This is a genomic window from Paraburkholderia fungorum (genome assembly GCF_902833645.1).
GTDB lineage: Bacteria > Pseudomonadota > Gammaproteobacteria > Burkholderiales > Burkholderiaceae > Paraburkholderia > Paraburkholderia fungorum.
The window spans coordinates 234067-259518 of record NZ_CADFGE010000003.1 but is presented as its reverse complement, the minus strand read 5'-3'; the positions used below and the strand labels follow the sequence as shown (position 1 = coordinate 259518).

At 62.6% G+C, this 25452-nt stretch carries 24 protein-coding genes and 2 pseudogenes; 6 read left to right on the top strand and 20 right to left on the bottom strand.

The features are described from left to right. Positions 1-30: 30 nt before the first annotated feature. The 12 genes and pseudogenes from HWX91_RS12295 to HWX91_RS12240 form a co-directional block, all read right to left on the bottom strand. Positions 31-699: an RraA family protein gene (locus tag HWX91_RS12295; RefSeq protein ID WP_028194021.1), complete on the bottom strand. Its 669-nt coding sequence runs from the start codon at positions 697-699 to the stop codon at positions 31-33. Positions 700-707: 8 nt separating this feature from the next. After that, positions 708-1748: an amidohydrolase family protein gene (locus HWX91_RS12290; protein ID WP_028194020.1), complete on the bottom strand. Its 1041-nt coding sequence runs from the start codon at positions 1746-1748 to the stop codon at positions 708-710. Between the two features lie 40 nt (positions 1749-1788). After that, positions 1789-3126, bottom strand: coding sequence for an MFS transporter (locus tag HWX91_RS12285; protein ID WP_028194019.1), 1338 nt, complete (start codon positions 3124-3126; stop codon positions 1789-1791). A gap of 183 nt (positions 3127-3309) precedes the next feature. Further along, positions 3310-4209 (bottom strand): LysR family transcriptional regulator, encoded by a 900-nt coding sequence (locus tag HWX91_RS12280; protein WP_028194018.1) that lies wholly within the window; start codon positions 4207-4209, stop codon positions 3310-3312. Beyond that, positions 4206-4716, bottom strand: a pseudogene (locus HWX91_RS12275) (LysR substrate-binding domain-containing protein); the annotation flags it as partial. The gene HWX91_RS12280 and the pseudogene HWX91_RS12275, both read right to left, overlap by 4 nt. 217 nt (positions 4717-4933) lie before the next feature. After that, complete coding sequence (locus HWX91_RS12270) at positions 4934-6406, bottom strand: NAD-dependent succinate-semialdehyde dehydrogenase (RefSeq protein WP_028194017.1); 1473 nt, start codon at positions 6404-6406, stop codon at positions 4934-4936. 280 nt (positions 6407-6686) lie between these two features. Beyond that, positions 6687-7016 (bottom strand): hypothetical protein, encoded by a 330-nt coding sequence (locus tag HWX91_RS12265; RefSeq protein ID WP_028194016.1) that lies wholly within the window; start codon positions 7014-7016, stop codon positions 6687-6689. Positions 7017-7155: 139 nt separating this feature from the next. After that, positions 7156-8514: an MFS transporter gene (locus HWX91_RS12260; RefSeq protein WP_028194015.1), complete on the bottom strand. Its 1359-nt coding sequence runs from the start codon at positions 8512-8514 to the stop codon at positions 7156-7158. Positions 8515-8592: 78 nt separating this feature from the next. After that, the gene (locus HWX91_RS12255; RefSeq protein WP_028194014.1) at positions 8593-9813 is read right to left on the bottom strand and encodes a porin; all 1221 of its coding nucleotides are present in this window, start codon (positions 9811-9813) and stop codon (positions 8593-8595) included. A 315-nt stretch (positions 9814-10128) separates the two neighbouring features. After that, entirely contained in the window at positions 10129-10473 is a 345-nt protein-coding gene (locus HWX91_RS12250; protein ID WP_028194013.1) for a cupin domain-containing protein, read from the bottom strand. A gap of 59 nt (positions 10474-10532) precedes the next feature. Continuing rightward, complete coding sequence (locus tag HWX91_RS12245) at positions 10533-11522, bottom strand: M14 family metallopeptidase (protein WP_028194012.1); 990 nt, start codon at positions 11520-11522, stop codon at positions 10533-10535. A gap of 37 nt (positions 11523-11559) precedes the next feature. Beyond that, positions 11560-12642 (bottom strand): tartrate dehydrogenase, encoded by a 1083-nt coding sequence (locus tag HWX91_RS12240; protein ID WP_028194011.1) that lies wholly within the window; start codon positions 12640-12642, stop codon positions 11560-11562. 123 nt (positions 12643-12765) lie between these two features. Here HWX91_RS12240 and HWX91_RS12235 point away from each other — a divergent pair, with 123 nt between their 5' ends. Further along, positions 12766-13707, top strand: coding sequence for a LysR substrate-binding domain-containing protein (locus HWX91_RS12235; RefSeq protein ID WP_028194010.1), 942 nt, complete (start codon positions 12766-12768; stop codon positions 13705-13707). A gap of 56 nt (positions 13708-13763) precedes the next feature. Here HWX91_RS12235 and HWX91_RS12230 read toward each other — a convergent pair whose 3' ends face one another. Further along, complete coding sequence (locus HWX91_RS12230) at positions 13764-14468, bottom strand: response regulator (protein WP_028194009.1); 705 nt, start codon at positions 14466-14468, stop codon at positions 13764-13766. Positions 14469-14472: 4 nt separating this feature from the next. Beyond that, the gene (locus HWX91_RS12225) at positions 14473-16227 is read right to left on the bottom strand and encodes an ATP-binding protein (protein ID WP_221306721.1); all 1755 of its coding nucleotides are present in this window, start codon (positions 16225-16227) and stop codon (positions 14473-14475) included. A 177-nt stretch (positions 16228-16404) separates the two neighbouring features. Between HWX91_RS12225 and HWX91_RS41295 the strand changes: the two genes are divergently transcribed. Continuing rightward, positions 16405-16767, top strand: a complete 363-nt coding sequence (locus tag HWX91_RS41295; RefSeq protein WP_375791902.1) for a DUF2866 domain-containing protein — start codon at positions 16405-16407, stop codon at positions 16765-16767. A gap of 175 nt (positions 16768-16942) precedes the next feature. After that, complete coding sequence (locus tag HWX91_RS12215) at positions 16943-17281, top strand: hypothetical protein (protein WP_028194007.1); 339 nt, start codon at positions 16943-16945, stop codon at positions 17279-17281. Here the strand turns inward: HWX91_RS12215 and HWX91_RS12210 are convergent. Together HWX91_RS12210 and HWX91_RS12205 are read right to left on the bottom strand one after the other, a co-directional pair. After that, entirely contained in the window at positions 17255-17482 is a 228-nt protein-coding gene (locus HWX91_RS12210) for a winged helix-turn-helix domain-containing protein (RefSeq protein ID WP_081832891.1), read from the bottom strand. The two genes, HWX91_RS12215 and HWX91_RS12210, sit on opposite strands and share 27 nt — an antisense overlap. Before the next feature lie 17 nt (positions 17483-17499). Continuing rightward, positions 17500-17859: pseudogene (locus tag HWX91_RS12205) on the bottom strand (POTRA domain-containing protein); the annotation flags it as partial. Positions 17860-18196: 337 nt separating this feature from the next. Here HWX91_RS12205 and HWX91_RS12200 point away from each other — a divergent pair. From HWX91_RS12200 to HWX91_RS12190, 3 genes are all read left to right on the top strand, one after another. Then, positions 18197-18394, top strand: a complete 198-nt coding sequence (locus HWX91_RS12200) for a hypothetical protein (protein WP_028194005.1) — start codon at positions 18197-18199, stop codon at positions 18392-18394. Beyond that, a complete protein-coding gene (locus tag HWX91_RS12195; RefSeq protein WP_028194004.1) occupies positions 18387-18794 on the top strand; it encodes a hypothetical protein in 408 nt (135 codons plus the stop codon). Before HWX91_RS12200 ends, HWX91_RS12195 begins: the two co-directional genes overlap by 8 nt. 146 nt (positions 18795-18940) lie before the next feature. Beyond that, positions 18941-21223, top strand: a complete 2283-nt coding sequence (locus HWX91_RS12190; RefSeq protein ID WP_028194003.1) for an LPS-assembly protein LptD — start codon at positions 18941-18943, stop codon at positions 21221-21223. 18 nt (positions 21224-21241) lie between these two features. Here HWX91_RS12190 and HWX91_RS12185 read toward each other — a convergent pair whose 3' ends face one another. From HWX91_RS12185 to HWX91_RS12170, 4 genes are all read right to left on the bottom strand, one after another. Next, on the bottom strand, positions 21242-21739 hold the full coding sequence (locus HWX91_RS12185) for an Lrp/AsnC family transcriptional regulator (RefSeq protein ID WP_028194002.1): 498 nt from the start codon (positions 21737-21739) through the stop codon (positions 21242-21244). Between the two features lie 53 nt (positions 21740-21792). Next, positions 21793-23190 (bottom strand): aspartate aminotransferase family protein, encoded by a 1398-nt coding sequence (locus tag HWX91_RS12180; RefSeq protein WP_028194001.1) that lies wholly within the window; start codon positions 23188-23190, stop codon positions 21793-21795. 190 nt (positions 23191-23380) lie between these two features. Continuing rightward, positions 23381-24307, bottom strand: coding sequence for a 2-hydroxyacid dehydrogenase (locus HWX91_RS12175; protein ID WP_028194000.1), 927 nt, complete (start codon positions 24305-24307; stop codon positions 23381-23383). Between the two features lie 6 nt (positions 24308-24313). Next, a complete protein-coding gene (locus HWX91_RS12170; protein WP_028193999.1) occupies positions 24314-25198 on the bottom strand; it encodes a GNAT family N-acetyltransferase in 885 nt (294 codons plus the stop codon). Positions 25199-25452 lie beyond the last annotated feature (254 nt).

Below are 25452 nucleotides of genomic sequence, written 5' to 3'. Positions count from 1 at the left end.
ATCATGCCCGCTCACGCGCCGCGCGTGAAGTCAGTTGTTCATCATCCGGTCGCGCTGCGGCACGACCCACGAACGGTCGAACGATCCATTCGCGATCGATTTCAACGCCGCGGTTTCTTTCGCATGCTGCCGTCGTGCGCCTTCGATCACCGCTTCGACGTCCGCAGGCGAGATCGCGAGCAAACCGTCCTCATCGCCCACGATGAGATCGCCCGGATGAACCACCATTCCGCCGACCGTGACCGGCACGTTGATTTCGCCCGGTCCGTTCTTGTACGGTCCGCGATGCGTCACGCCACGCGCGTACACCGGGAAGTCGCGCTGACGCAGCGCGCCGACGTCGCGGATCGCCCCGTCGATCACGAGCCCCTGCACGCCCAGGCTCTCCGCGAAGCTGGCCATGATCTCGCCCATTAGCGCTTGAGTCAGTTCGCCGGCGCCGTCGATGACCAGCACGTCGCCCGGCCGGCAAAAGTCGAACGCGCGGTGGATCGCGAGGTTGTCGCCGGGGCGGGTGTGAACGGTGACCGCGGTGCCCGCCATCGGCTTCGGCTGATGATACGGCCGCAAGCCGACCATGCCGCTCGCTCGCGCCATGTTGTCGCTGAGCAGCGAAACCGCCAGTTCACGCAACGCGTCGAGCGTGGCCGGATTGGCCTGGGGCGCGGATGCGTACTCGCGCCAACCGATGGGATTGATTGCGGAATTCATACTGTTGCCCCCTGTGTGGCGAATTGCTGTTCGAGTTGACGCGACAGCCGCGGGTACACCGCGCGGGCGTTGTCTTCGTAGATACGTTGACGATCCGCGGCACTGAGCCATTCGATTGCGTCGATGTAGCGCCGCGTGTCGTCGTAGTAGTGGCCGGTTTCCGGATCGATACCCTGAACCGCGCCGATGGTTTCCGACGCGAACAGAATGTTCTCGACGGGAATCACCCTGGCGAGCAGTTCCGCACCGGGCTGGTGATACACGCAGGTGTCGAAGAACACGTTCTTCATCAGGTACTCGCTGAGCAACGGCCGCTTCATGTCCTGCGCGAGTCCGCGGTAGCGCCCCCAGTGATAAGGCACCGCGCCGCCGCCGTGCGGAATGATGAAGCGCAGACTCGGGAAGTCTGCGAACAGATCGCCTTGCAGCAACTGCATGAATGCGGACGTGTCGCCATTGATGTAATGCGCGCCCGTCGCATGAAAATTCGGGTTGCACGACGAGGACACGTGAATCATCGCCGGCACGTCGAGGTCCACCATCGCTTCATAGAGCGGATACCAGGAGCGGTCCGTGAGCGGCAGTCCCGACCAGTGTCCACCGGACGGGTCCGGATTCAGATTGCAGCCGACGAAGCCCAGCTCTTCCACGCAACGCCGCAATTCGGCGATGCAATTGGCTGGGGCCACGCCTGGCGCCTGCGGCAACTGGCACACACCGACGAAGTTGCGCGGAAACAGCGACACCACGCGATGAATGAGGTCGTTGGATTCGCTCGACCAGACCGCGTTGGCCTCGGCCGTGGCGAGGTGGTGACCCATGCCGGCGGCGCGCGGCGAAAAAATCGTGAGGTCGGTGCCGCGTTCGCGCTGGATGCGGATCTGGCCGGTTTCGATGCTCTCGCGAATTTCGTCGTCGGTAATCGTGGGGCGCGGTGGCGGTGAAGCGCCGTCTTTCAGCGCGGCGATCTGCTGCGCGCGCCAGGCCTCGTGCTGCGGCGGCGAGGTGGTGTAGTGACCGTGGCAATCGATAATCATGATATTGAAAACCCGTTGGGTGTGCTTGTGAATGCTTGGATCAGGTGCGGGCCGCCGGGTCGCCGGCCGCCGGATCGCCGGCCGCGAGCGAGGTGCTTTCATCTTCGGCCGGCGCGACGCGCATCACGAGTGCAATGATCGTCGCCACCACCAGAAACGCGGCGATGGTCAGCAGGGCCAGCTTGAAGTTGCCGGTCGCATTGCGCACCAGGCCTATGCTCCAGGGGCCGACCAGGCCGCCGAACTGCGCGATGGTGTTGATCAGCGCGATCGTCGCGGCGCCCGCGGCGCCGGTTCTGAACGACGACGCCAGACTCCAGAACAGCGGATTGCCCGCATAGATGAACAGGCCGGTCAGACACAGCAGGGCATACGCGATCACGGGATTCGGCGCGTAAGCGCTGCCGGCGATCGCCAGCGCGCTCATGCCGTACACAAAGGCGAGATGCTTCTTGCGGTCGCCGGTGCGGTCGGAACTGCGGCTGATCAGGAAGGTGCCCAATACGCCGAGCAGCGGCGGCGCGGCGGACAGAAAACCGACTTCGATATTGCTCAGATGACCGAGGCTCTTGACGATCTGCGGCAGCCAGAGGAACAGGCCATAGATGCCGACCAGCGCGCAGCCGAACAGACACGCGAGACTCCAGACGCGAATGTCGCTCGCCACGCGCAGCAGCGGAAAATGGGTGTTGCCGCCCACCGTCTCGCGTTCGGCGGCGAGCGTCGCTTCGAGCCAATGTTTTTCTTCGTCGGAGAGCCAGTTGGCATCGGCCGGACGTTCGGTCATGATGCGCAGCGTCAGCAGACCCAGCGCCATCGCCGGGAGGCCTTCGAGAATGAACATCCACTGCCATCCCTGCAAGCCGAACACGCCGTTGGCGTAAGTCATCAAGGTTGTCGAGAGCGGACCGCCCAGCACCGCCGAAAACGAACCGGCGATGATGTAGCCGCCCACCGCGCGGGCACGGTAACGTTCCGGAAACCATTTGGTCAGATAGACCGCCACGCCCGGCAAAAAGCCTGCTTCCATCACGCCCAGCAGAAAGCGCAGCACATAGAAGCTCGAATCGTTGAAGACGAACGCGGTGGCTGCCGCGACCGCGCCCCACGTCAGCAGGATGCGCGCAATCCAGCGGCGCGCGCCGACCCGATGCAGCAGCAGGTTGCTCGGTACCTCTAGCAGCATGTAGCCGAAGAAGAAAATGCTGCCCGCGAAGCCGAACACGGCTGGACTGAAACCCAGTTGCCTGTTCATGTCCAGCGCGGCGAAACCGATGTTGATCCGGTCCAGATAATTGAAGAACATCATCGCGAAGAGCAGGGGCATTAGTCGCCCGTACACCTTGCGCATGGTTGCGGTTTCGTCGAATGAGGTCATGCTGTCTCCTACCGTGCCGCGACGGCCGGAGCCGTGGCTGCGTTCCTATAGTTGGCCTGCCGGATCGAACGCCGGCAGTGTCCCGTTAGCCGCGCATTTTGACGGCTAAAGCAGAACCTTCATGATAAGAACGCCTCTACACGGAGTCCAAGACTGCTTGCTTATGCTTGTATAGGCTTTTGCTTATAGTGTCGCGTCGGCAAGCGGGGCGGGGAGGCAGGTGAGAAAAGCACGCAGATGAGGCGACGCGTCGTCGGTACGGAAGGTGGCGGCGAGCGTGGAGCGGTATGACGAACCGGGACCGGAGAGGTGACGGAACACGACGTCGGCGCGTCCATGCCGTGCAACGGATTCGCCGATAAACGTGACGCCCAGACCCGCGGCCACGAGTGCGATCGCGGTCTGGATTTCGTAGGCCTGGTGAGCGATGACCGGCGTTACGCCCGCATCGCGATAGAGCGTTTGCACCGAGTGTTTGAACTGTGCGTTCTGGTGCTTCGGATACAGAATCAACGGCGTATCGGCGAGATCGGCAATCCGCACGGTCTTGCGCGCGGCAAGCGGATGACCCGCTTCGAGCGCGACCATGACGCGCTCGCGCAGTAGCGGATAAGAGGTGCAACCCTCAACCGCGAGCGGCTGCCGCCCGATTCCGATGTGAATGCGCATGTCGCGCAACGCATCGGTTTGTTCTTCGGTCAGCAACTCGAAGAGCTTGAGTTCGACCTGCGGGAACGCGTTGTGAAATGCCTTGAGCGCGGGCGGCAGGATGCTGTACATCGACGAGCGCGTGAAGCCGATGCTGAGCCAACCGCGCCGGCCGACACCGATCTCCTGGGTCGCCAGACTCGCCTGTTCCAACGAACCCAGTATTTGACGCGCCTCCGTGCAGAGATAGTGGCCGGCTTCGGTCAGACTCAACGGGCGCCGCGCCCGATCGACCAGTTGCGTGCCGAGCCGTTCCTCCAGCGAGCGGATCTGCTGGCTGAGCGCGGGCTGAGCGATGTGCAGCCGCTCGGCCGCGCGGCTGAAATTGAGTTCTTCCGCCAGGATCACAAAGCACTGTAAAGCCCGAAGATTCATACAGGTTTCGCCTCAGTGTCGGCCGAAGGCCGATGGAACAGGGTGTAAATCACATCGAGGAGCCATGCAATGCCCGGGTCCGCCCCTCCTCGGGAAAATGACCGCGAGATCGGTATGTTGAACGATTTCGGGCGCCACCACAAAATGCGGCAGGCGCAAGACGATATCCCGGCGCAGATTCAGCTCTTCCAGCCATTGCTCGACCATTCTGTGCCCGGTCGCGTTGGTGCTGGCGTACACGCAGCGCAAGCCCGCGAGGTTCTCCTTGGTCGGCTTCTGTTTGCGCAGCGGGTGGCCTGCCCGCACCACGCAGACGTGTTCGTCGACAAGGAGCGTCCTGCTGACGCAACCCGGATCGAGACCCGGCACATAGCCGAGCGCCAGATCGATCTTGCCGCTGTGCATGGCGGCGCTGACCCAGTCTACCGGGAAGTTCGCGATCTCGATGCGGATGCCGCGCGCGTTCTGTTCGAGCATGGTGAGAAGCGGCGGCAGGAAATAGAACTCCGGCGCTACGAATCCGGCAGGCATGGCCGAACCATGGAACCGCGAGAAAACCCGGTCAAATTAGGGACAAAAATGAGCGTCATGAATGGGGTGCATGACGAGGGAAGGGTGACGGCGGGGGGCTGACTGAGCGCTCACGCCCCGCGTGAAGCGAGGCGTGAGGTCGGATGGGATGGCGCGCTAAGTGAAGGAACCGGCAGGAACCGGCGGGAACCCGTCAATCCAGTCCGCCCTGACACGTGTATTTGATCGACATGTAATCGTCGAGCCCGTACTTCGAACCTTCGCGGCCGTAACCCGATTCCTTCACGCCGCCGAACGGCGCGGCCTCGCTCGACACCGCGCCTTCGTTGATGCCGATGACGCCCGCTTCGAGCTGACTCGCCACGCGATTGATGCGCCGTACGTCCTGCGTATAGAAATACGCAGCGAGGCCGAACGGCGTGTCGTTCGCGAGGCGGATCGCTTCGGCTTCCTCATCGAAGCGGAACAGCGGCGCGACCGGACCAAAGGTTTCTTCGCAGCAGACGAGCATGCCGTCCTTTGCATCGGTCAGCACGGTCGGCGCATAGTAGTTTGGGCCGAGTTCGGCCAGGCGCTTGCCGCCTGTCAGCACTTTTGCACCGTGTTTGACGGCGTCTTCTACATGGCGGGCAATCTTGTCGATGGCGCGTTCGTTGATCATCGGGCCGATCTGCGCGTCCGGATCGGTTGCGGGTGCAACTTTCAACGCGCCGACGCGCTGCGCGAGCAGATCGGCGAAGCGTGCATATACGCCGGATTGCACGTAGACCCGGTTCGGGCACACGCAGGTCTGGCCGCCGTTGCGGAACTTGGCGGCCATCAGGCCGGTGACCGCGGCGTCGAGGTCGGCGTCGTCGAAGACGATGAAGGGCGCATTGCCGCCCAATTCCAGCGACAGCTTCTTCAGCGTGCCGGCCGATTCGCGGGCGAGGTGCTTGCCGACCGGCGTGGAGCCGGTGAACGTGATCTTGCGCACGCGCGCGTCGGCAAGCCAGTCGGCGACCGCCGCAATACCCTGTTCGCGCGAAGCCGACAGCATGTTCAGCACACCGTCCGGCAAGCCCGCTTCCTGAGCGAGCGCTGCCAGCGCGAGCGCGGTGAGCGGCGTGTCTTCCGCGGGTTTGGCCACGACCGTGCAACCCGCGGCGAGCGCGGGCGCGATCTTGCGCGCGATCATCGCCAGCGGGAAATTCCATGGCGTGATCGCCGCGACCACGCCGACCGGTTCCTTCACGGCGCTCATGCGTTTGCCGCGCTGTTGCTGCGGGATCAGATCGCCGTAAATGCGGGTCGCTTCGTCGGCGAACCAGGCGACGTACGACGCACCGTAGGCGACTTCGCCACGGCTTTCCGCGAGCGGCTTGCCTTGTTCGGTCGACATCAGTTTCGCGAGGTCTTCCGTATTGGCGACGATCAGCGCGTGCCAGCGGCGCAGAATCTCGGCGCGTTCGCGCGGCAGCTTATCGCGCCACGCGGGGAAGGCGCGGGCGGCGGCGTCGGTGGCGGCGCGCGCGTCCGTGGCGCTGCTGTTGGCGACTTCGACGATCAAGTCGCCGGTGGCCGGGTTGGTGACGTGAAAGCGGGCGCGATCGGCGGCGTCGACCCACTTGCCGTCGATCAGGTTGTGCGGGTGAATCAGGTCGTGACGAGTCAAAGCGAGAGACATATCGGTTGCTCCTTCGAGGGCTTCTGGACGAGGCGAGGTGGGTCGTCGATGCGGCGGCGCGGCCGCACACATACGGTCGATCTGGTCGACTGGCAGATTGATGCTACGCGCACGCCGCAGTGGATGAAATCATCGCATGGGGGCGTTGACGGTGCGCGGAGCGTTATTTTCGGGTTGCCACAGCATTTTCTGCTGTGGCGGCGCTACGCAGTGTCGTCGTTACAGGCGGCTTCCCGCGCCTGTAGTATCGAAGCACGTAAAGCCGCGCTGAGTTCCGGGGTCAATGATCCGCTGCCTGCGCCTTGTGCTGGTCCGCACACTCCGAGGTAAACGCCATGCTGGCCTGATCGGGTGTCATATGCGGGGCGCCGGGGCGGTAGATTTTCTCGATGATGCCGTAGACCGCCTGGCGGTCGGCTTCATTCGTGTAATATTTTTTCGCCTGGTCGAGCGCTTGCGCTTTGGTCTTCTTGTGTGCGCGCCACGACGCTACCTGACCGGCAATGTCGCCGATTGCAAAACATTGATTGCTGACCGTCTGCGCGACGGCTTCAACCGCAGGTTGAGCGAGGCACAGCGCGAGCAGGGCCGATACAGCTACGCGTTTCATTACTGGAGTCCTGTCGTTAGATGGACGACGGCGCAAAAGCGGTGGTATTTCCCATCGCGGCAACCGCACGAATCAAATAACGGCGTAGTGTATCGGGAAGTGAGGCGCGGTGCTTTTCACCCGTGCCTCACTCACCTTTTCAATGTCCAAACGACTCCGTTTTCGCTCCAGCCTCCGCCACCACATGCGGGCGTGCCGCCTGTTTGATCAGCAAGGCCACGCACGAAATCAGACCCGCCATCGCGACCATCGCAAAGATACCGCCAAAGGTGAAGTGGCGGCGCGTCAACTCGGCCACGAGGAACGAACCCGCGATCCCGCCGAAGCGGCCGATCCCCAGCATCCAGGCCACGCCCGTGCCCCGGCCCTGGGTCGGATAGAACGCCGCGGCAAGCGCCGGCATCGACGATTGCGCGGTATTCATCAGCACACCCGCCACGAACACGATGAACACCAGCGCGCCGACATTGCCGACCGCCTGGCCGATAAAGTACACGCTCACCGCCGTCAGCGCGTAGCAGGCCGCGATGATGCGGTTCGCGTTGAAGCGGTCCATCAGCACGCCGCACAGCACGGCGCCCACGCCGCCGAGCGGGAACAATGCGGAAATCAGCGTCGCGCGTTGCGGCGTGAGTCCGGCATCCTTCAGCAGAATCGGCATCCAGTTGATCGACGCATAGAAGATCACGAGACCCATGAAGTAGGCGATCCACAGCATTACCGAGCCGATGATGTACGACCGCGAGAGCACCACGCTCATGCCCTTGCCGCCGGTTTGCGGTGCGGTTTCGGTCATGACGAAGCTGCCGGCCTGCGCCGCTTCGCTCGAAATACGCGCCAGCGCGGCACGAATCCGTTCGACCGGCTGGCTGTTGGCCACCATGTAGCGGACCGATTCCGGCATCTTCAGCACCAGCACGATCAGCAGCAACAGCGGTGTGACACCGCCGAGCAGCAGCACGCTGCGCCAGCCGAAGTGCGGAATCATCCACGCGGCGAGAAAGCCGCCGAAGGCGGCGCCCAGCGGAAAACCGCAGAACATCAGATTGATCACGGTCGCGCGGCGGCGATCCGGGCAGTACTCACCCATCATCGTTACGGCGTTCGGCATGGCCGCGCCGAGGCCGACACCGGTGACGAAGCGCAGGATGGTCAGGTGTTCGATGCTGTTCGAGAACGCCGAGGCGAAGCAGGCCACACCGAACAGCAGCACCGAGCCGAGCAGCATCGAGCGCCGGCCGAGCCGGTCGGACAGCGGACCTGAGCCGAGCGCGCCGCACGCGAGGCCGAACAGCGCCGCGCTGAGCACTGGCGCGAGCGCCGGTCTCGTGATGCCCCATTCGGAGATCAGCGACGGTGCAATGAAGCCAATCGCCGCTGTGTCAAAACCGTCCAGCAGGACGATGATGAAACACATGAAAAAGATGAGCCACTGGAACGGCGAGAAGGGATGGTCGTTGATAAACGTTTGAACGTTCACGGCGGTGCTGCGGCTCATGTTGGTCTCCTCACTGCTGAATGCTGAAAGGCCTGCCGTCGCGGCAAGCCTTTTCTTTCTTTTACGATCGTACGCCGCTTAGAAGCGATGCACGATGCCCACGCCGGCGGCGAACTGGCTGCGCGACGACGACGGCGCGCTCTGGAAGCCGTCGCCGATGGTAGCGGTGGCCGTTATGACGTGGCCCGAACCCGCCGTGCCGAGCGTGTTGCCGTTGGTGCGCTGGAACGCCTGCAGCGCATAGAGGCCGGTGCGCTTGGACAGTGCATAGTACTCGGACAGGTTGACCTGCTGGTACTGTGCCGAACTCGTGATGCCGTTCGCCTTCGTGGCGCGCGTGTAGCTGTAGCCGGTCGCGAAGTCCCATGCGGCCGTCGGCTTCCAGTGCAGCACGACGCCGGCCGTATTGAAGATCGCCGTATCGCGGAAGCTCGAACCCACCCCCGGAATGTACTGCACGTTCGAGTATGCCGCGGACACGTCCCAGCCGTTACCGAAGTTATAGCCGCCGGTGACCGCGAAGCGCTGTTGCGCCTGTGCCGTCTGATAGCCGTTGGTGACAGCCGAGACGCCCGGTTGCGCGCCGTTGTTCGACACGGTCGAATCCGCGCCGTACGCACCGCCGCCCAGCGTCGAATTGTTGATGCGCATGAAGCCGACTGCGACGCCAACCGGACCGTTGAGGTACTGGATCGCGCCGCTCCATGTCGAGCCGCGGTTCAGGCTGCCCGGTACGCCGCCCACCGAATACGAGCCGCTGAACGTGAAGCCGTACAGTTTCGGTGATGTATAGACCAGCGAATTGTTGGCGCGGTAGATCGTGTCGAGTGCGTCGACGTCGCCTGGGTGCGCGCCGTAGTAGCCGGTTAGCCACGTGGTCGGGCTATACGGCGACAGCAGCGTGTAGTACGCGGTGTATTGACGGCCCGCGGTGAACGTACCGCAGGTCGGGTTCGTCACGCCGACCCAGGCCTGGCGGCCGAACATCGCGTTCGTATATTGCTGTGCGCCGGTGGTGGAATTGAAACCGGATTCCAACTGGAAGATGGCCTTGGTGCCGCCACCGAGATCTTCTCCGCCCTTCAGGCCGAAGCGGCTGCCGGCCCACACGCCGTTGATCATCTTGACGGCGGATCTGCCGCCGGAAGTCGAGCCGAGAGACGGCGCCTGGCTGGATACATAGCCGATACCCGTATCCACGATACCGTACAGCGTGACACTGCTTTGTGCGAATGCGGACGTGCTGGCCAACGTTGCGATCGCGCAAGCGATCCGGGTCATTGTGATGTTGCGATTCATGCGGAGCTCTCCAATTCGACCTGCCTGACCTGCGAGAGGATCTGGGCGACCCGGTCGTCGAAATTTTTATCAGTTTTGTTCGTATATAGAACTGTGATTCTTTATGCGAACAAGCGGCACTGTAAGCAGTTTGATAATGAGGAGCAACGCGGGATTACCCGAGCATGTTGTAGATGCGCGTCGAATTGGGGGGGCGGGGCGCCGGAACGGCTGTGGATGCCGCGGCGCAACCTGCGCTGGGCGTGGAATGCAAAGAAGGGAGCGGGGTAGGCAAGCGCCGGGACGCGGCGCTCAGGTCATTCTTTCAGGCGTTGCTTAAAAAATCACATAAACCTTTCGCATAGTCTCTTCGACTTCCCAAAGTCCCTCTGTATTGGCTTCGAAAAAGAGCGTGTCACCGCTTTCAAAATGGACGGTCTCTTCGTTATCGGGCGTGAAGCGCCCACGCCCCGCGAGAAAGTGCATGACTTCGGCCTGCTTGATCGCGCGGCGGTACGTACCTGGCGTGCATTCGAAAATACCGGTGTCGACGGCCTCACTGCCCTTGATGACGCGTTGCACGCCCGAGATCTGCAGCGGCGTCGTGCCGGGCAGTCCTGCCGTGCCCCAGTCCTCGAGATTCTGCAGATTCACGCTTTGCCTGATGCTTTGTACCTTCATCTTCACGTTACCTTTTTGAATGTGCTCGAGCCGATTCATCGGCCAATCGTGATCGTGTATCAGTTCGTACTCGCGCCGGTATTCGGCACGGTTCGTTCGATCTTGCCCAGCCGCACGACCGTAACCCCGGGCCGCAATTGCCGCAGCGACGGCATCACCAGCATGCAATTGTCGTAAGGCGTGACCACCGCTTCGCCGTTCGACCAGCCGATCACCGCGCCGGCATCCGGAAACGCTTCCAGGCCGGTATAGGGCGCCGCGAAACGGAAGTCCATGCTGGTCGCCACCACCGGCTGCGTCACGCGCACGATTTGCTGGGCAGGCGGCAGCGGTGCGAGCCAGCCGTCCGGCAGATCGGCTTCGTCGATCGTGCCGGCCAGCAGCAGGAAGCGCGCGGTCGTGTCGCGCGCCACGGTAACCGCGCTGCGTTCCCAGTGCTGGCCGCATTCGATCAGCAACGCGTTTTTCGTGCTGTCCGCGTTGCCGAAGCCTTCGTAATCGCGCATGCGGCGGCCTTCGGGATGGCCCTCGTCGCAGATCACCGTGGCGGGTGTGCCGAGCCGTACCGCAAGGTCGATACCTTTTTGCAGCGGTCCCGCCACGATCAACGGCTTGCATTTTTCATGCATCGAATGCAGATCGAGCAGCATGTCGACCGTGTCGATCACCGGGCGCATTTCGCGCGCGCGAGCCAGTTCGCTCGACGTGCGCGACGTATCGTCGAGTGCCGCCGCGGTCCAGACGCGATTGAAGTCCTGATCGACGAAACGCGCCGCGTCGGGTTTCGCGGGATCGAAGCGCCGATAGGCGGCGACATTCGCAAAGGCGAGCGTGAGGCGTCCACGACGCGGCCTTAACGCGCGGCGCAACAGTTCGTCGACGACGATCGCGCCGCACACTTCGTTGCCGTGCGTGAGCGCGTTGATCATCACATGCGGACCCGGTTCACCGGAGTCGAACGTATGAACGTAGGCAATACCCGATGACGATTGTTCGTGAACCGAAATATCGGGGAATGCGACTTCGATAGGATAGGCTTCGGTGCTCATTCGAAAGTGACCTCGCAGAGAATTGGGATCGACAGGCTCAGGCGAGTTTGGCCGCGATGGCCTCGCCAACTTCCGTAGTGTTCGCCTTGCCACCGAGGTCGCCGGTATGCGGACCTTCGATCAGCGTTGCTTCGATCGCGGCGAGAATCGCGTCGTGCGCCTCGCGCTCCTTGCCCTCGTGATTGCCGAGGAAATCGAGCATCATCGCGGCCGACCAGATCATTGCAATCGGATTGGCGATGTTCTTGCCGGCAATGTCGGGTGCCGAACCGTGCACCGGTTCGAACAGCGACGGAAACTTGCGGTCCGGATTCAGATTACCCGACGGCGCAAGGCCGATCGTGCCGGTGCAGGCAGGACCGAGATCGGAGAGGATGTCGCCGAACAGATTGGTGGCGACCACCACGTCGAAGCGGTCCGGGTTCAGCACGAAGCGCGCGCAGAGAATGTCGATGTGCTGCTTGTCCCACGTCACGTCCGGATACTGCGCCGCGATGCCGGCCGCGCATTTGTCCCACCACGGCATGCTGATTGCGATGCCATTGCTCTTGGTCGCCACGGTGATCTTCTTGCGTTCGCGCCGTTGCGCGAGATCGAATGCGAACTTCAGCACGCGCTCGCTGCCGTGCCGCGTGAACACGGATTCCTGCAGCACGAACTCACGCTCGGTGCCTTCGAACATCACGCCACCCACCGACGAATATTCGCCCTCGGTATTTTCGCGCACGATCCAGAAATCGATGTCGCCCGCCTTGCGGCCCGCGAGCGGCGAAGGCACGCCGGCGAAGAGGCGCGCAGGGCGCAGATTGATGTACTGGTCGAATTCGCGGCGGAACTTCAGCAGCGAGCCCCACAGCGAGATATGGTCGGGCACCGTGTCGGGCCAGCCGACCGCGCCGAACAGAATCGCGTCGGCGGATTGCAGTTGCGCTTTCCAGTCGTCCGGCATCATCTTGCCGTGCTTCGCGTAGTAGTCGCAGCTCGCCCATTCGATGTGCTGATACTCCAGCTCGATACCGAAGCGTTTTTTTACCGTGTCCAGCACGCGAATCGCTTCAGGCATCACCTCGACACCGATGCCGTCGCCGGGTATGACCGCGATCCGATAGGTCTTCGCCATGTTCCTGCTCCTCCGTTGGGACATTTGAGTTTCGATGACGGTTATTTTATTCCTGCTGTTTACGCTTAAAATGACTGCTTTAGTTAAGCCACTGTGCACGATTCGTGTACAAAGCAGCCGCCCATGAATGCCGTCCCGTCACCCGATCTCGACGATTTGCGCGTGTTTTGCGAGGTGGCGCGCAAATCGAGTTTCAGCGCGGCGGCGGAGGCGCTGTCGGTCTCCCCGGCCTATGTCAGCAAACGCATCAACGTGCTCGAGACTACGCTCGGTACGCGCTTATTGCACCGTTCCACCCGGCGTGTCGCGATTACCGAGGCTGGCGAACGTGTCTACACGTGGGCCGAAAAGATTCTCGACGACGTCGACCAGCTGGTGGAAGACGTCTCCACCACGCGCCGCATTCCCGGCGGCAAGCTGCGCATTTCCAGCAGTTTCGGCTTCGGCCGCCGTTTCGTTGCGCCCGCGCTGGCCCGGTTCTCCGAGCGCTATCCGCAACTGAGCGTGCGGCTCGATCTGTTCGACCGTCTCGTCGACGTGGGTGGCGAGGGCTTCGACCTCGATATCCGTATCGGCGACGAGATCGCCCCGCATCTGATTGCCAAACGGCTCGCGTCGAATCATCGCGTACTGTGCGCGTCGCCAGGGTATCTCGCGCGGCACGGCACCCCGCGGCAGGTCGCCGATCTGTCCTCGCATGCGTGTCTCGCGATCAAGGAACGCGACCATCCCTTCGGTTTATGGCGCTTGACGGTGCGCGGCGAAGCGGCGTCGATCAAGGTCACGGGACCGTTGTCGACCAATCACGGCGAAGTGGCGGTGCAATGGGCGTTGGCCGGGCGCGGAATAGTGCTGCGTTCGATGTGGGACGTGCGGCCCTTGCTCGACAGCGGCCAGTTGCAGCAGATTCTTCCCGACGTCACGCAACCCGCGAACCTGTGGGCGGTGTACCCCGCGCGGCTCGCTCAGTCGGCGAAAGTGCGGGTGTGCGTCGATTTTCTGAGCGAGGAGTTCGCGCAATGGAGTCCGCCGCCTGACACAACGGTAGCGGTGCAAACGAGCTGAGTTCGAGAACCGCTGACGGCGAATCAGGATGGCATTGAGGCATCCCCTCACGGCGATCAGATTTCCAGACGGTAACCCACGCCGTACACGGACGCGATCGGCTCGCTGTCGGGCCGGGCTGCCTGCAGCTTGCGGCGCAGGTTCTTGATATGGCTGTCGATGGTGCGGTCGGTGACCACCCGGTGATCCGCATACAGATGACTCAGCAGATAGTCGCGCGAAAAAATGCGCCCCGGCGATTTCATCAGCAGCGCAAGGAGCCGCAACTCCAGCGGCGTGAGCTTGAGTTCCTTGCCGTCGAGTAAGGCGAGATGAAACTGCTCGTCGACTTCGAGACCGTGCGGCGCTTGCGGCACGCCGTCGGCCGTCGCAATCGCGGCCGCCGGCGTGGCCCGGCGCAGGATCGCCTTGACGCGCGCCACCACTTCGCGCGGGCTGAACGGCTTGCAGACGTAATCGTCGGCACCGATCTCGAGACCCAGCAGACGGTCGATCTCGTCGATGCGCGCGGTCAGAATGATCACCGGCAACGCGGAAAATTGCCGTAGCTCGCGGCAGATATCCATGCCGTTGCGCCCGGGCAGCATGAGGTCCAGCAACATCAGCGCAGGAGGCGTCGAGCGAATGAAGGGCATGACCTGCTGGCCGTCGTTGAGAATCGTGGTGGCGAAACCATCGAGGTGCAAATACGCTTCGAGCACGGCGGCGAGCTTGGGTTCATCCTCGACGATCAGGATGTGCGCGGGACGCCCTTCGGTCATCTTGTCAGTCTCCTTCCGGCGGAAAGCGCGCCGTGATCCAGACGCCGCCGAGCGGCGAGGCGGTGGCGCCGATCGTACCGCCATGCGCCGTCACGATCGCATGGCACAACGAGAGGCCGAGGCCCGCGCCGCCGTTCTGACGGCTGCGCGATTCGTCCACACGATAGAAGCGGTCGAACAGGTGATCGAGTGCGGCCTCGGGTACCCCGGGCAGCGAGTCCTGCACGTCGAGTTGCCAACCGCTGGCGCTTTGCGAAAGCGCTACGTGGACCTGGCCGTCCGGATCGGTGTAACGCAATGAATTCAGCAGCAGATTTTTCAGCAGTTGTACGAAGCGCGCGGGGTCGACCGCGAACGTCGTGTCGGCGATTTCCGGTGTGCAGGTCAGCTCGAGCGCGATTCGTTTCGCCTTGAACGACTCCCGCATGGCCTCGATCGAAGCTCGCGCCAGTTGCCCGACATGGGTCGGCGTCTTGCGATAGCTGAGTGCGCCGACATCGCTCAGAGAAAGCTCGTAGAGATCTTCGATGAGCTTGTTGAGCATGTTCACCTCGGTTTGCAGCGAGGTGAGCGAATCGCGGTTGAACACATGCACGCCGTCTTCGATGGCTTCCAGTTCGCCGCGCAGCACCGCGAGCGGCGTGCGCAGCTCGTGTGAAATGTCCGCGATGAAATCGCGCCGCGAGCGCTCGGCTTTCTGCAGTGAGTCGGCCAGTACGTTGAAGTCGCCTGCCAGCCGGCCAAGCTCGTCGCGCCGTCCGGCGGGCACCCGGGTCGTATAGTCGCCGCCGGCGAGGCGATGGGTCGCGTTCATCAGGCGTTTGACCGGCGCGAGCACGATGCGCGCGAGTATCAGCGCGACCAGCGCCGCGAGCACGACAGCAACGCCGGCGATCTGCCAGGTCGAGCGCTTCTGCTGAGCCTGGAAGGCGATGTCGGCCGCGTCCGAAAGGGTATCGGGCCCGTTCACGGCGAGCCAGCCCACGACCTTGCCGCTGTAGACAACCGGTCTCATCGCACTGCCCGGAGGCGGCAACTGGCCGGTGCTTGCCACCAGTTCGTGGCGGGCGTCGTAGAGGGTGACGGGCGGTCCCTCGGGCGGCGTGTCGCGCGCTCCACCGTCATGCTGCGACGAGGCGCTGGGCGGCGGCAACGAGGGCAAAGACGGCAAGGCGGCCGAAGGCGGCGCCCGGTCATACCGATTGTCGCCACTGACGACACCGCTTGCCGACACACGGTCACGCTCCATGGCGATATCCGGATTGGGCGGCGGCGCCGACGGCAGGCGCATGCCCCAGTGCGGCGATTCGGACGGCCCTGAGAGCGGCCCGAGCAGTTGCTGAACGCTGCCGCTCCCGGGAAAGGTTCGCCAGCCGGGCAGTTTGCCTGTCTGCGCCGTGGCGAGTTCCTCGCGCAGCGCGTCGTGTGCGGCGCTGTCGAGCAGCGTGACCCACACGTCGGGATGGTCCCGCAGAAAATTCCAGTTGCCGTGAGCGGCGTATTCGCTCGTGACCTTCGCCATGACGGCTTTGATGCGCCCGGCGTTGCGCTCCCGGACGTAATGCAGGAAGCCGTTTTCAAAGCTCACGCGCAGGGCATAGCCCATTGTCAGGGAAATCGCGAGGCATGCGACCAGTACCGCGAGGAACATTTTCCAGGTGATGCCAAAGCGTATGTCGATCCGCTGCTGCTGCCGCACGTGCGAGAGAAGGGTCCCGAAAGGGCGGCCGGGACGGATTCGGATGGTTTCACTTTGCATGGCTGAATTCTAGATGAATGCTGTGTCAATCCGCGGTTACCGGTGAATCTCCACAACTTCTCCATCCTTTCTTCGTTGTGTCTGCGTGTTGTCTGAATATGATGGCACGGCACTTTTAAGGTGGCCTGACGCAGAGGCCCTGTCCGGTGGTCAGTTCCGTGTTAGTGGAGCAATCTCATGCAAATGTCCTCATCTGTGAACCATGTCGAGCCGCGGGGTTTCCAACCTGGCCGCAAAACAGCCGCTGCTGCCGGAGGCCGTGGCAAGGCTCAAAACGGTGCCGGCGCGTCACGGCGAACAGACGTCGTGAAGATACGCGGCTGCCGCGTTTCGGCGCCGCTCATGCAACCTTGGGGCGAGTGCTGCCGGATTGTCGAGTGGATCAACAGAAACGGCGAGTATTCCTGCATCGCCGTGCGAGGCGCCGCCACGGTAGCCGAGATCAGGGAGCGCGTACGCGTGCATCGCAACGGCCAGCGTCATACGCTCACGGACGACCCCACCACGCCCGCGAACCGCGTGCGTCTGCGGCGCGGTTGAGCGCGGCCTGGCTTCGCGGTTGACCGCGTTGCCGGAAGCGGCTCGGTGCAGTCGCTCAGTGCAGCCGGCCAGCGCAGCCGGCCAGCGCAGCGGGAAGGGATTGTAATTCGGCCAAAAAAACTTCGGTCTCCTATGGCTGTCTGATTCACGGAATAAAACTGCGAGCGTTTCGTTTATGCGCATTCTCATACTCGTTCTCGCTGTGGTGTCGATCTGCTGCTTTTCGATCCGCCATGGTTTGCGCCCGGAGAGCGTCAATGCCCTCTGCCGAGGTAATGGCAGCGCTGCCGCAGCCGACGCGGATGATCTGGGCGGATGCTCGCCACAGATTCACTACGCCTCGGGGTTCAGGCCCGTTGTTCCGGCGGATTTCCACTACGGATTCGGCGGCCTGCTGGCGGCGACCGGTGGCCTGTATGACGATTATTTCGGCGCTATCGACCTGGTCGACGTGATCGACGCCGCGATGACCTTGCCGATCACGAAGCTAGCCGTGGCTCAGGACCGGAAATAGCGCGGTGTGGTGCGTACTATCGCGCCTGCCTTGCGAGGGTAGCGGTTCCGGCGAGGGGACGAACATATAGCCTCGTCCGCGCAAGGTCCGAATGAACCGGGGGGCGGACGGATCGGCGTCTATCACGCCGCGCAAGCGGCAGACGGCAACATCGAGACTGGCCTTCTGGCTCTCCGCTCTGCCCAACTGGCTGTTGACCATCGAACGCGTCAAGATTCCTTGGTCAGGTTGTCCTCGTCGAACTCGTGAATGCCGGCGAAATCGATCGTGCTTGCCGCCGGGCGTTCCTGAACCTGAACGATGACGGTCGTACCTTTAGCCGAGATCCTGACGTCGTTGAAGAATCCCGTCGCATAGAGCGCGCGAATGGCTTCGGAAGCCCTGTCGTCGTTGAAGGTGTTGCCTTGCTTGATAGCCAGATAGGCGAACAGGGTGCCGGGCTCGATGCGTTTGAGTCCCTCGATCCGGATGTCCTGCACGATGAAAGGTTGGGCCGCGTGAGCCGGCGCGGCGGTCAGCGTGATGCCGGCGAGCGGGAGCGCGCTCGCGATACGCCTCGTTAAAGCTTGAAGATTCATCTTGGGGTTCTGTCCTGATGCAGCGCGCGAGGCGCAAACAAGAACGCTTGACAGCGAGCGATGCATTCGAAACGAGGTTCCGTGGCTCTGGGAAGCGCGAAGTATAGGAGCGTTTTTTCCCGCTCTCTGTTACCGAAAACTTTCCGCCCATTAGGGTTGCTAACGTGTGTATTGCGCCGGTTGCTCAGCCTGGCGCGGATTACGGCGGGAGCGTGGAAATAATGCGTTACAGATCCGAAGGAAGCGTAGTGCGCCCGTAACCTGACGTGGTTCTTGCGCTGCTATCGTCAAATGGTCGGCTTCCGCTACCTGCGTAGCACCATTTGGAGAACGGGTCATGATCGAATTTCTTTCCCCGGCGGTTGTTGCGGCTGTCCTGCGCGTCAGCTCTTCGCCGATTTTTTCGGCACGTTTGGCCATGGCGTCGAAGCGCATGCTGCGCGACATGTCCGGGAGCACGGTGAGCGCCGCGCAGCGGCGCATTGTGAACCATGTCGCGGGCACACCGACGCAGGAGGGCGCACGCCGTGTCTGATCCGTCGACCTTCGTGCTGAACTCGATCAGCGACATGCAGCTCACCGCCGACGGCCAGTATCTGCTGATACACGGCAATCAACCTACCGCGGCGCTTCATCGTTCGGTGCTCAACGATCTGCTGGTGGCGCTGCCGAATGCGATCGAGCATGCCGACCGCGTGATTCATAACGATCGGGAGATGGGGTTCGCGCTGCACTGCCAGGGCTGGGAAGTGGGCAGATTGCACGGTATGGAAATGGTGGTGATCCGCTTCCGTTTATCCGGCAGCGCAGGGCTTTCGTTTTCCTTGCCCGCCGAACAGATTCCGCATCTTCTGCAGGCGCTGGGTGGTGCTGCGAACGCAGCAAGCGCGGCGGGCGAGGCGGATGCCCACTCTCACGACGTCACGCTCCAGTAGTACCGCGCGCAATCGCGGTGGTTCATCCTCGCGCAGCTCGGGGCTTCTGCTTGCCTTGATGCGTCTGTCATCCTTTCCGATCCCTATCTGTTTTGATACTACGCGGTGTATTTCGATGCCTACGTTTAAGGCCTCTCGTTTCGTTCATGCTGGGCGCGGTTGGATGCGTGCCGATTGCCGGCTACGCGCAACTGGCCGGCGCAGCCGCGATTCCGGAATCGCTCGATGGCGTCTGGGGCCTGCGCTTCGATCCACAACTGACGGAACATCCGCTAATGGCGGGCGTCGGGGCCGCGACTTCAGCGATGGCCGATTCGATGACCACCACGACCGGCACGGACGTTTCGCTGAAAGGTAACGCGCAACTGCGGCGCTACGCGTCGATCGTCAAAGGCGATGCGCTGCACTACGACGTCGATACCGACAAGGCCGATGCATATGGGCACGTGCAACTGGTCAAAGATGGCAATGTGTTCAACGGTCCGGACGCGCATTTCTACGTCGACGCGAATGAAGGAACGATCAGCGTGCCCAGGTACCGGTTTTATCTGACGGGCGGGTGGGGTAGTGCCCAGCGCGCTGATCTGGTCGATAACGAACGCACGGTCGTGCATCACGGTACATACAGCACATGTCAATGCGAGTCGGACCCGGCGTGGTATCTGAAGGCCTCCGAGTTCGACATGGATACCGGCAGCGATGAAGGAATCGCGCACAACGGTGTGCTGTTCTTTCAGGGGGTGCCGCTGCTGGCGAGTCCGTGGTTATCGTTTCCGTTGTCCGGCGCGCGGCGCAGCGGCTTCCTGCCGCCCACCTTCTCGTTCAGTTCGACCAATGGCGTCGACGTCGCGTTACCGTATTACTTCAACCTGGCGCCGAATTACGATCTAACCCTGACGCCTCGCATCATGTCGAAACGAGGCGAGATGTTGACGGCAGACTATCGTTATCTGCAACCGAACGATTCAGGGTCGATATCAGTCGCGTGGCTGCCGCACGACGCGATCACCAACACCGACCGTTACTCGATTGCGGTGAATCAGACCTGGAAGCTCGGTTCGGGCTTTGGCGCCTACGTCAACTACAACCGGGTTTCGGACTCGACGGTGGTGACCGATCTTGCGTCGGGTGTCGCGTTTCCGACCGGGTCCACCACGCTGTATCAGCAGGAAGCGGGTTTGACCTACTCAAACGGACCGTGGAGCGTGCTGGCTCGCGAACAACGCTGGCAGGCCTTTACCAGCGACTCGACCTATAACCGCGAACCGCAGGTCAATGTCAATTACGCGCGCTATAACGTGGGCGGCTTCGACTTCGGCGCCGAAGCGGATGCGACGCGCTTCACGATTTCGACGGCGGATGCGACGCAAGGCAGCCGCTTTGTTTTCGACCCTTACGTCAGCTATCCGATCGAGCATCCCGGCTGGTTCATCACGCCCAAGCTCGCCTGGCATTTCGCCGCGTATGACCTGACCACGATCGGGTCGAACGCGCCCGCCGGCCAGCCTAAGACGTTCGACATCAACGTGCCGACCCTCAGTCTCGATTCGGGAATGCGCTTCGAACGCAGCGTGCGGCTTTTCGGGCAGTCGTATATCCAGACGCTCGAACCAAGGCTGTTCTATGTGTACACGCCTTACCGCAATCAGTCGTTCGCGCCGTTGTTCGATACGGCGACGGCCGACTTCGGGCTCGCGGAACTGTTCATGCCGAACAGCTTCGTCGGCAATGACCGGGTGTCCGATGCCAATCGCCTCACGGGCGCCCTGACCACGCGCTTCATCGATCCTGCGAGCGGCGATGAGCGAGCCCGTTTCGTTCTGGCGGAGCAGTACGATTTTCACACGCCGCAGGTGACCCTCAACGTTGGCGATCCCATTGGTACAGTCGCCCGCACCAGCGTGATAGCCGGTGCGTCGTACAAGCTGGGCCAGGGTTTCTCAGCAGAGCAGGCGGTGGAGTACAGCCAGGCCAACCACTACCTCACGAATGCCGAAGCCGGGTTCGGCTGGTCGCCTGCTGCACGGCAGGTATTGAATGTGGCGTATCGCTATACGCGCGCCAATAGCACGCTGGACTATCAACCGGTCAATCAGTTCATCGTGTCCGAGCAATGGCCGCTGCTGCACAACGTGGTCAGCGTTGCGCGGGTAAATTACGACATGAGCGCGCATCGCTTGATCGCAGGTTTGCTGGGACTTCAATACGATACGGATTGCTGGTCGCTCGGCGTGGCGTTCGAGAAGTACACCAACGCGACCTCGACCACGGTGCCCAGCACCGGCACGCGTGTGCTGATGCAACTGCAGCTCAAAGGTTTTTCGCAGGTCGACAACGGCCTGCTCAACCAGTTTCGCGCCAATGTGCCGGGTTATACGCCGGCCAGCACGGGAAATGAGCCGACCTCGCGCTTTAGCGATTATCCGTAACGGGTGCCGGCCGTTGCATTAGGTGTGATTCTGCGAGAACAACGTTTCGAGCGGGTAGTGGCTCTTCACGAACGGCGACTTGATGATGACGTAGCTGAAGTACTTTTCGATGCCGATGTCGCGCTCCAGCAGCCCCTCGATGATGCTCTGATAGTGGCTCACGCTGCGCGTGACGAACTTCAGCAAATAGTCATAGCCACCGCTCGCCAGATGACACTCGACGATCTCGTCGACGTCCTTGATCGCATTCACGAACTTGATGAAGTCTTCGCGCCGATGATCGGCCAGCGTGACCTCGGTAAACACGATCTGCACGTCGCCGAGCTTTTCGAGCTGAATCTGCGCACCGTAGCCGACGATATAGCCGGCCTTCTCCAGACGCTTGACCCGGATCAGGCAAGGACTGGGCGAAAGGCCGACCGCGTCGGCAAGCTCGACGTTGGTTATGCGGCCTTTCTTTTGCAACTGGGAAAGTATGCGCAGATCAATCCGGTCCAGCTTGCTGTCGCTGCTCATCGTAACGGTGTCGCTCCGGCGAAGGGTGAAAGGGTCTCGAAGAGTCCTCTACTCTAGCACGCAGTGGCATGAATTTTGACGTTCAACGCGGCCCGAACATCGGCTTGCGCGAGAACGTCGTCGAGGGTCTTTTCGAGGCGTTCGAACATCAGATCGAACTCTGCCTCGGTGTACGACAGCGCCGGCGCAAAACCGAGAATGTTGTCGCCGAACGCGCGGAAAATCAGGCGGTTTTCATACGCCGCGGCGGCGATCCGTTCCGACAGTTTCAGCGACGGATCGAAACCGGCTTTGCTGTCCTTGTCCGACACCAGTTCGAGCGCGCCGAGCAGGCCGCGGTGGCGCGAGTCGCCCACCAGCGGATGCGCGAGCAGCGCGTCGAGGCCGCGTGCGAAGCGCGGGCCACGGGCGACGCCGTTCGCGAGCAGGCCGCCTTCGTGATAGAGGCGCAGTACTTCGAGGCCGATCGCGGCGCTGACCGGATGCGCCGAGTACGTATGGCCGTGGCCGACCACCGCTTCGGCGTCGCCGTCCGCGATGCCTTGATAGATTTCGTCAGACATCAGCACGGCGCCCATCGGCGCATAACCGGCGGTCAGGCCTTTCGCCACGGTCATCAGATCCGGCTCGACGTTTTCACCCTGGCAGGCGAATAGCGGACCCGTACGGCCGAAGCCGGTAATGACCTCATCGGCGACGAACAGAATGCCAAGCTTACGGCAACTGTCGCGCATCGCTTTCAACCAGCCGACCGGCGGCACGATTACGCCGCCCGAGCCCTGGATCGGTTCGCAGAAGAACGCCGCGACGTTGTCCGCGCCGAGTTCGGCCACTTTCGCTTCGAGCGCGGCCACCGAAGCGGCGATCAGCGCGGCGTCGTCGGCGAAATCGTTACGGTAGGCATACGGTGACGGCAGATGATGCTGGTTCGGCAGCGGCAGATCGAAATTGCGGTGAAACGCGGGCAACGCGGTGAGCCCCGCGCCCATCGTCGATGAACCGTGGTAGCCGCGTTGCAGCGCAATGATGTGTTTCTTCGCCGGGCGACCGGTTGCGTTGAAGTAGTGTGTGATGAAACGGATCGCCGAATCGACCGCATCGGAGCCGCCCAGCGTGAAATACACATGTTGGAGCGACGCGGGCGAGACCTCTACCAGCTTTTGCGCCAGTTCGATTGCCGGAGCCGAGCCGAAATGGAAATAGCTGGTTGCGTAGGGCAGTTTCTTCATCTGCTCTGTGGCGGCATCCACGATGCTTTGCTGGCCGTAGCCCACGTTCACGCACCACAGACCGGAGAAGGCGTCGAGCAGCTCGTTGCCGGCCGCGTCGCGCAGGAACGCGCCGCGGGCGGACTCGAGGACGGTGACGCCGCGAGCTTCGTGCGCGCGGTAGCTGATAACCGGGTGAATCAGATGTTTGCGGTCGGCTTCGATGAGCGAATGATTCGGCATGATGGTTCTCGTCGCGGGAAGGGGCTGTTGACCGTTCCATACTACTGACCCACGACGATTGCCTGCTCACCTAAACAATTGTCCGAAAAGCGCGTGCGACGCGTTTTGATACCGGGTCTCGGCATTTTCTGCTGCGGACGCTGAAAAGCCGCGCCGCGCGGGCGTTTCGTTCAGCGCCGCGGCGGCGCGTTCAATACCCTTGAGTCCGGTCGATCTGGCCGAGCATCGGCAGGCCTTCGCGGTGACGGCGCAGATTCTCGAGCACCACGTCGACGGCGCTTTCCGGCCGTGTCGCGCTGGCGATATGGGGTGTGATGCGGACCCGTGGATGCGTCCATAACGGATGCCCGGCGGGCAGCGGCTCGGGATCCGTAACGTCCAGAATCGCGCTGTTTAGTTGGCCGCTATCCAGCGCAGTCAGCAGATCCGTCTGGTTCAAATGCGGACCGCGTCCGGTTTGAATCAGCGACGCGCCACGCGGCAGCTTCGCAAACAGTTGGGCATCGAGCAGGCCGCGCGTTGCCGGCGTGAGCGGCAACAGGCAGATCAGGATGTCGGTGCGGGCGAGAAACGGGTCTAGCGCGCCTTCGCCGGCATAACATTCGACGCCTTCGATCTCGCGTGGCGAGCGGCTCCAACCCGCGCACGCGAAACCGAATAGCCGTAGTTTCTCCAGCACGGCCGTGCCCAGCACGCCGAGCCCCAGCACGCCAATGCGGCGTTCACTGGCCGGCTTGAGCGGCAGTTCGCGCCAGACCTGCTGTTGTTGCTGAAGACCGTAGTCGAACAGATCGCGATGAATCGTCAGCACAGCTTGCGTGACGTATTCGACCATGCCTTCGATGATGCCCGGCTCGATCATTCGCACCACCGGGATATGCGCCGGCACGCCCGACAGGTCGAACTGATCGATGCCCGCGCCGACCGAAAAAACGATTTCCAGGTTCGGGAACGTGCGAGTCGGATCGTGCGGCGGCTGCCAGGCGGCGAGGTAGCGGATTGCCGCCGGGTCGCCGTGATCGGGCCAGATATGAAATGGCAGATCGGGCGCTTTCTGCGCGAAGAGTCTGGCCCAGTGCGCGCCCCGCGCCGGGTCCGCTTTATAAAGGAAGGCCATGATGGATCAGCAGATCGCCTGATTGATGATGCCGTATTGCAGGTAAGGGCTGCTTTTGGCCGCTCCCGCGAGATCGGCCGGCGTGGCGTGCCGAACCATCTTGACGACCGTATCCACCCGTGGAATCCCCAACTGCGTGAGCCATTCGGTCAGCCCGCTCTCGCCCGGCGTGTCGATGCGTACGAACACGCCTTCGTTGAGCGCCAGCCAGTGGCTGATCAACGCCTTGGCGCGGCTCGAATCCTCCGACGCGGGCGCGACCACCGGCCCAATCGCAAAGCCTCTCCCGAAGCGACGAAAGAGCGCGAAGCCCACCAGTTCGCCGTCGCGATCGAGGGCGATGCCGTCGGCGGCGTTCAGCAGTGCGGGCAAGACGTCGCCGCGGTCGAGGCCGCTTGCCTGCGACGCCAGTTCGACCAGCCGCGCCGTGTCGCTCGAGCCGAGCGGGCGCAAGCGCTCGCCGGGCGGCAGGGAAACCAGCGGCGGCTGGAATGCCGCGCCTTGATGCTGGTCGAGCGTGCCGACCGCGCGAAAGCCGAGCTTCTCGTACAAAGGCTGACCCGCCGGTGTCGCGTGCAAAAACGTGATGCGGCCGCCGAGTTCCTCGAGCACCAACTCCATCAGTTTTCTGCCGATGCCGCGCCCTTGCTGTTCGGGGGACACGATCACCATGCCGAGCGAGGCCCGGTCGGCGCCGTATTTCCAGCACAAGGCCGTGCCGATCACGCCATTCGCGTCTTCCGCGACAAAACCCACGCCCAGTTGCGCGACGAAACGCCAGTCGTCCGCGCGATGCGGCCATTTGAGCTCGACCGTCAGCGCGTGCGCGGCCGCAATGTCGTCCTGGGTGAAAGGTCGATAGGTAATCGAACTGGTATTCGAATCGGACACGCCGTACTCCCTGAATGGCTGAAGGCTTACGCCGCCACTTTGTCATCCGGCGCGTGGCGTGACTAGGACGATCTTTTTATCCGGGCCATGCATCAGGGCCGCAGCGCGAATCGATGCAAAACACTCAGTCTGGGCGCGCATTACAAGCGTGTTCTGCTGCGCGGGGATTTTTGTCGGCGACATATGCCGCGCCCACGGCTCTACGATTTTGTCATGGCGGCGGCGTTGTTCGGACACACCCTGGACGCACCGCC

Bases quoted from the DNA above. Each gene is read 5' to 3' on its own strand.
- HWX91_RS12240 (WP_028194011.1), bottom strand. From the start codon at position 12,642: ATGGCGAAGACCTATCGGATCGCGGTCATACCCGGCGACGGCATCGGT.
- HWX91_RS12185 (WP_028194002.1), bottom strand. From the start codon at position 21,739: ATGAGCAGCGACAGCAAGCTGGACCGGATTGATCTGCGCATACTTTCC.
- HWX91_RS12255 (WP_028194014.1), bottom strand. From the start codon at position 9,813: ATGAATCGCAACATCACAATGACCCGGATCGCTTGCGCGATCGCAACG.
- HWX91_RS12210 (WP_081832891.1), bottom strand. From the start codon at position 17,482: ATGGTCAACAGCCAGTTGGGCAGAGCGGAGAGCCAGAAGGCCAGTCTC.
- HWX91_RS12180 (WP_028194001.1), bottom strand. From the start codon at position 23,190: ATGCCGAATCATTCGCTCATCGAAGCCGACCGCAAACATCTGATTCAC.
- HWX91_RS12260 (WP_028194015.1), bottom strand. From the start codon at position 8,514: ATGAGCCGCAGCACCGCCGTGAACGTTCAAACGTTTATCAACGACCAT.
- HWX91_RS12290 (WP_028194020.1), bottom strand. From the start codon at position 1,748: ATGATTATCGATTGCCACGGTCACTACACCACCTCGCCGCCGCAGCAC.
- HWX91_RS12175 (WP_028194000.1), bottom strand. From the start codon at position 24,307: ATGGCCTTCCTTTATAAAGCGGACCCGGCGCGGGGCGCGCACTGGGCC.
- HWX91_RS12265 (WP_028194016.1), bottom strand. From the start codon at position 7,016: ATGAAACGCGTAGCTGTATCGGCCCTGCTCGCGCTGTGCCTCGCTCAA.
- HWX91_RS12230 (WP_028194009.1), bottom strand. From the start codon at position 14,468: ATGACCGAAGGGCGTCCCGCGCACATCCTGATCGTCGAGGATGAACCC.
- HWX91_RS12285 (WP_028194019.1), bottom strand. From the start codon at position 3,126: ATGACCTCATTCGACGAAACCGCAACCATGCGCAAGGTGTACGGGCGA.
- HWX91_RS12190 (WP_028194003.1), top strand. From the start codon at position 18,941: ATGCTGGGCGCGGTTGGATGCGTGCCGATTGCCGGCTACGCGCAACTG.
- HWX91_RS41295 (WP_375791902.1), top strand. From the start codon at position 16,405: ATGCAAATGTCCTCATCTGTGAACCATGTCGAGCCGCGGGGTTTCCAA.
- HWX91_RS12270 (WP_028194017.1), bottom strand. From the start codon at position 6,406: ATGTCTCTCGCTTTGACTCGTCACGACCTGATTCACCCGCACAACCTG.
- HWX91_RS12200 (WP_028194005.1), top strand. From the start codon at position 18,197: ATGATCGAATTTCTTTCCCCGGCGGTTGTTGCGGCTGTCCTGCGCGTC.
- HWX91_RS12225 (WP_221306721.1), bottom strand. From the start codon at position 16,227: ATGCAAAGTGAAACCATCCGAATCCGTCCCGGCCGCCCTTTCGGGACC.
- HWX91_RS12235 (WP_028194010.1), top strand. From the start codon at position 12,766: ATGAATGCCGTCCCGTCACCCGATCTCGACGATTTGCGCGTGTTTTGC.
- HWX91_RS12250 (WP_028194013.1), bottom strand. From the start codon at position 10,473: ATGAAGGTACAAAGCATCAGGCAAAGCGTGAATCTGCAGAATCTCGAG.
- HWX91_RS12280 (WP_028194018.1), bottom strand. From the start codon at position 4,209: ATGAATCTTCGGGCTTTACAGTGCTTTGTGATCCTGGCGGAAGAACTC.
- HWX91_RS12245 (WP_028194012.1), bottom strand. From the start codon at position 11,522: ATGAGCACCGAAGCCTATCCTATCGAAGTCGCATTCCCCGATATTTCG.
- HWX91_RS12215 (WP_028194007.1), top strand. From the start codon at position 16,943: ATGCGCATTCTCATACTCGTTCTCGCTGTGGTGTCGATCTGCTGCTTT.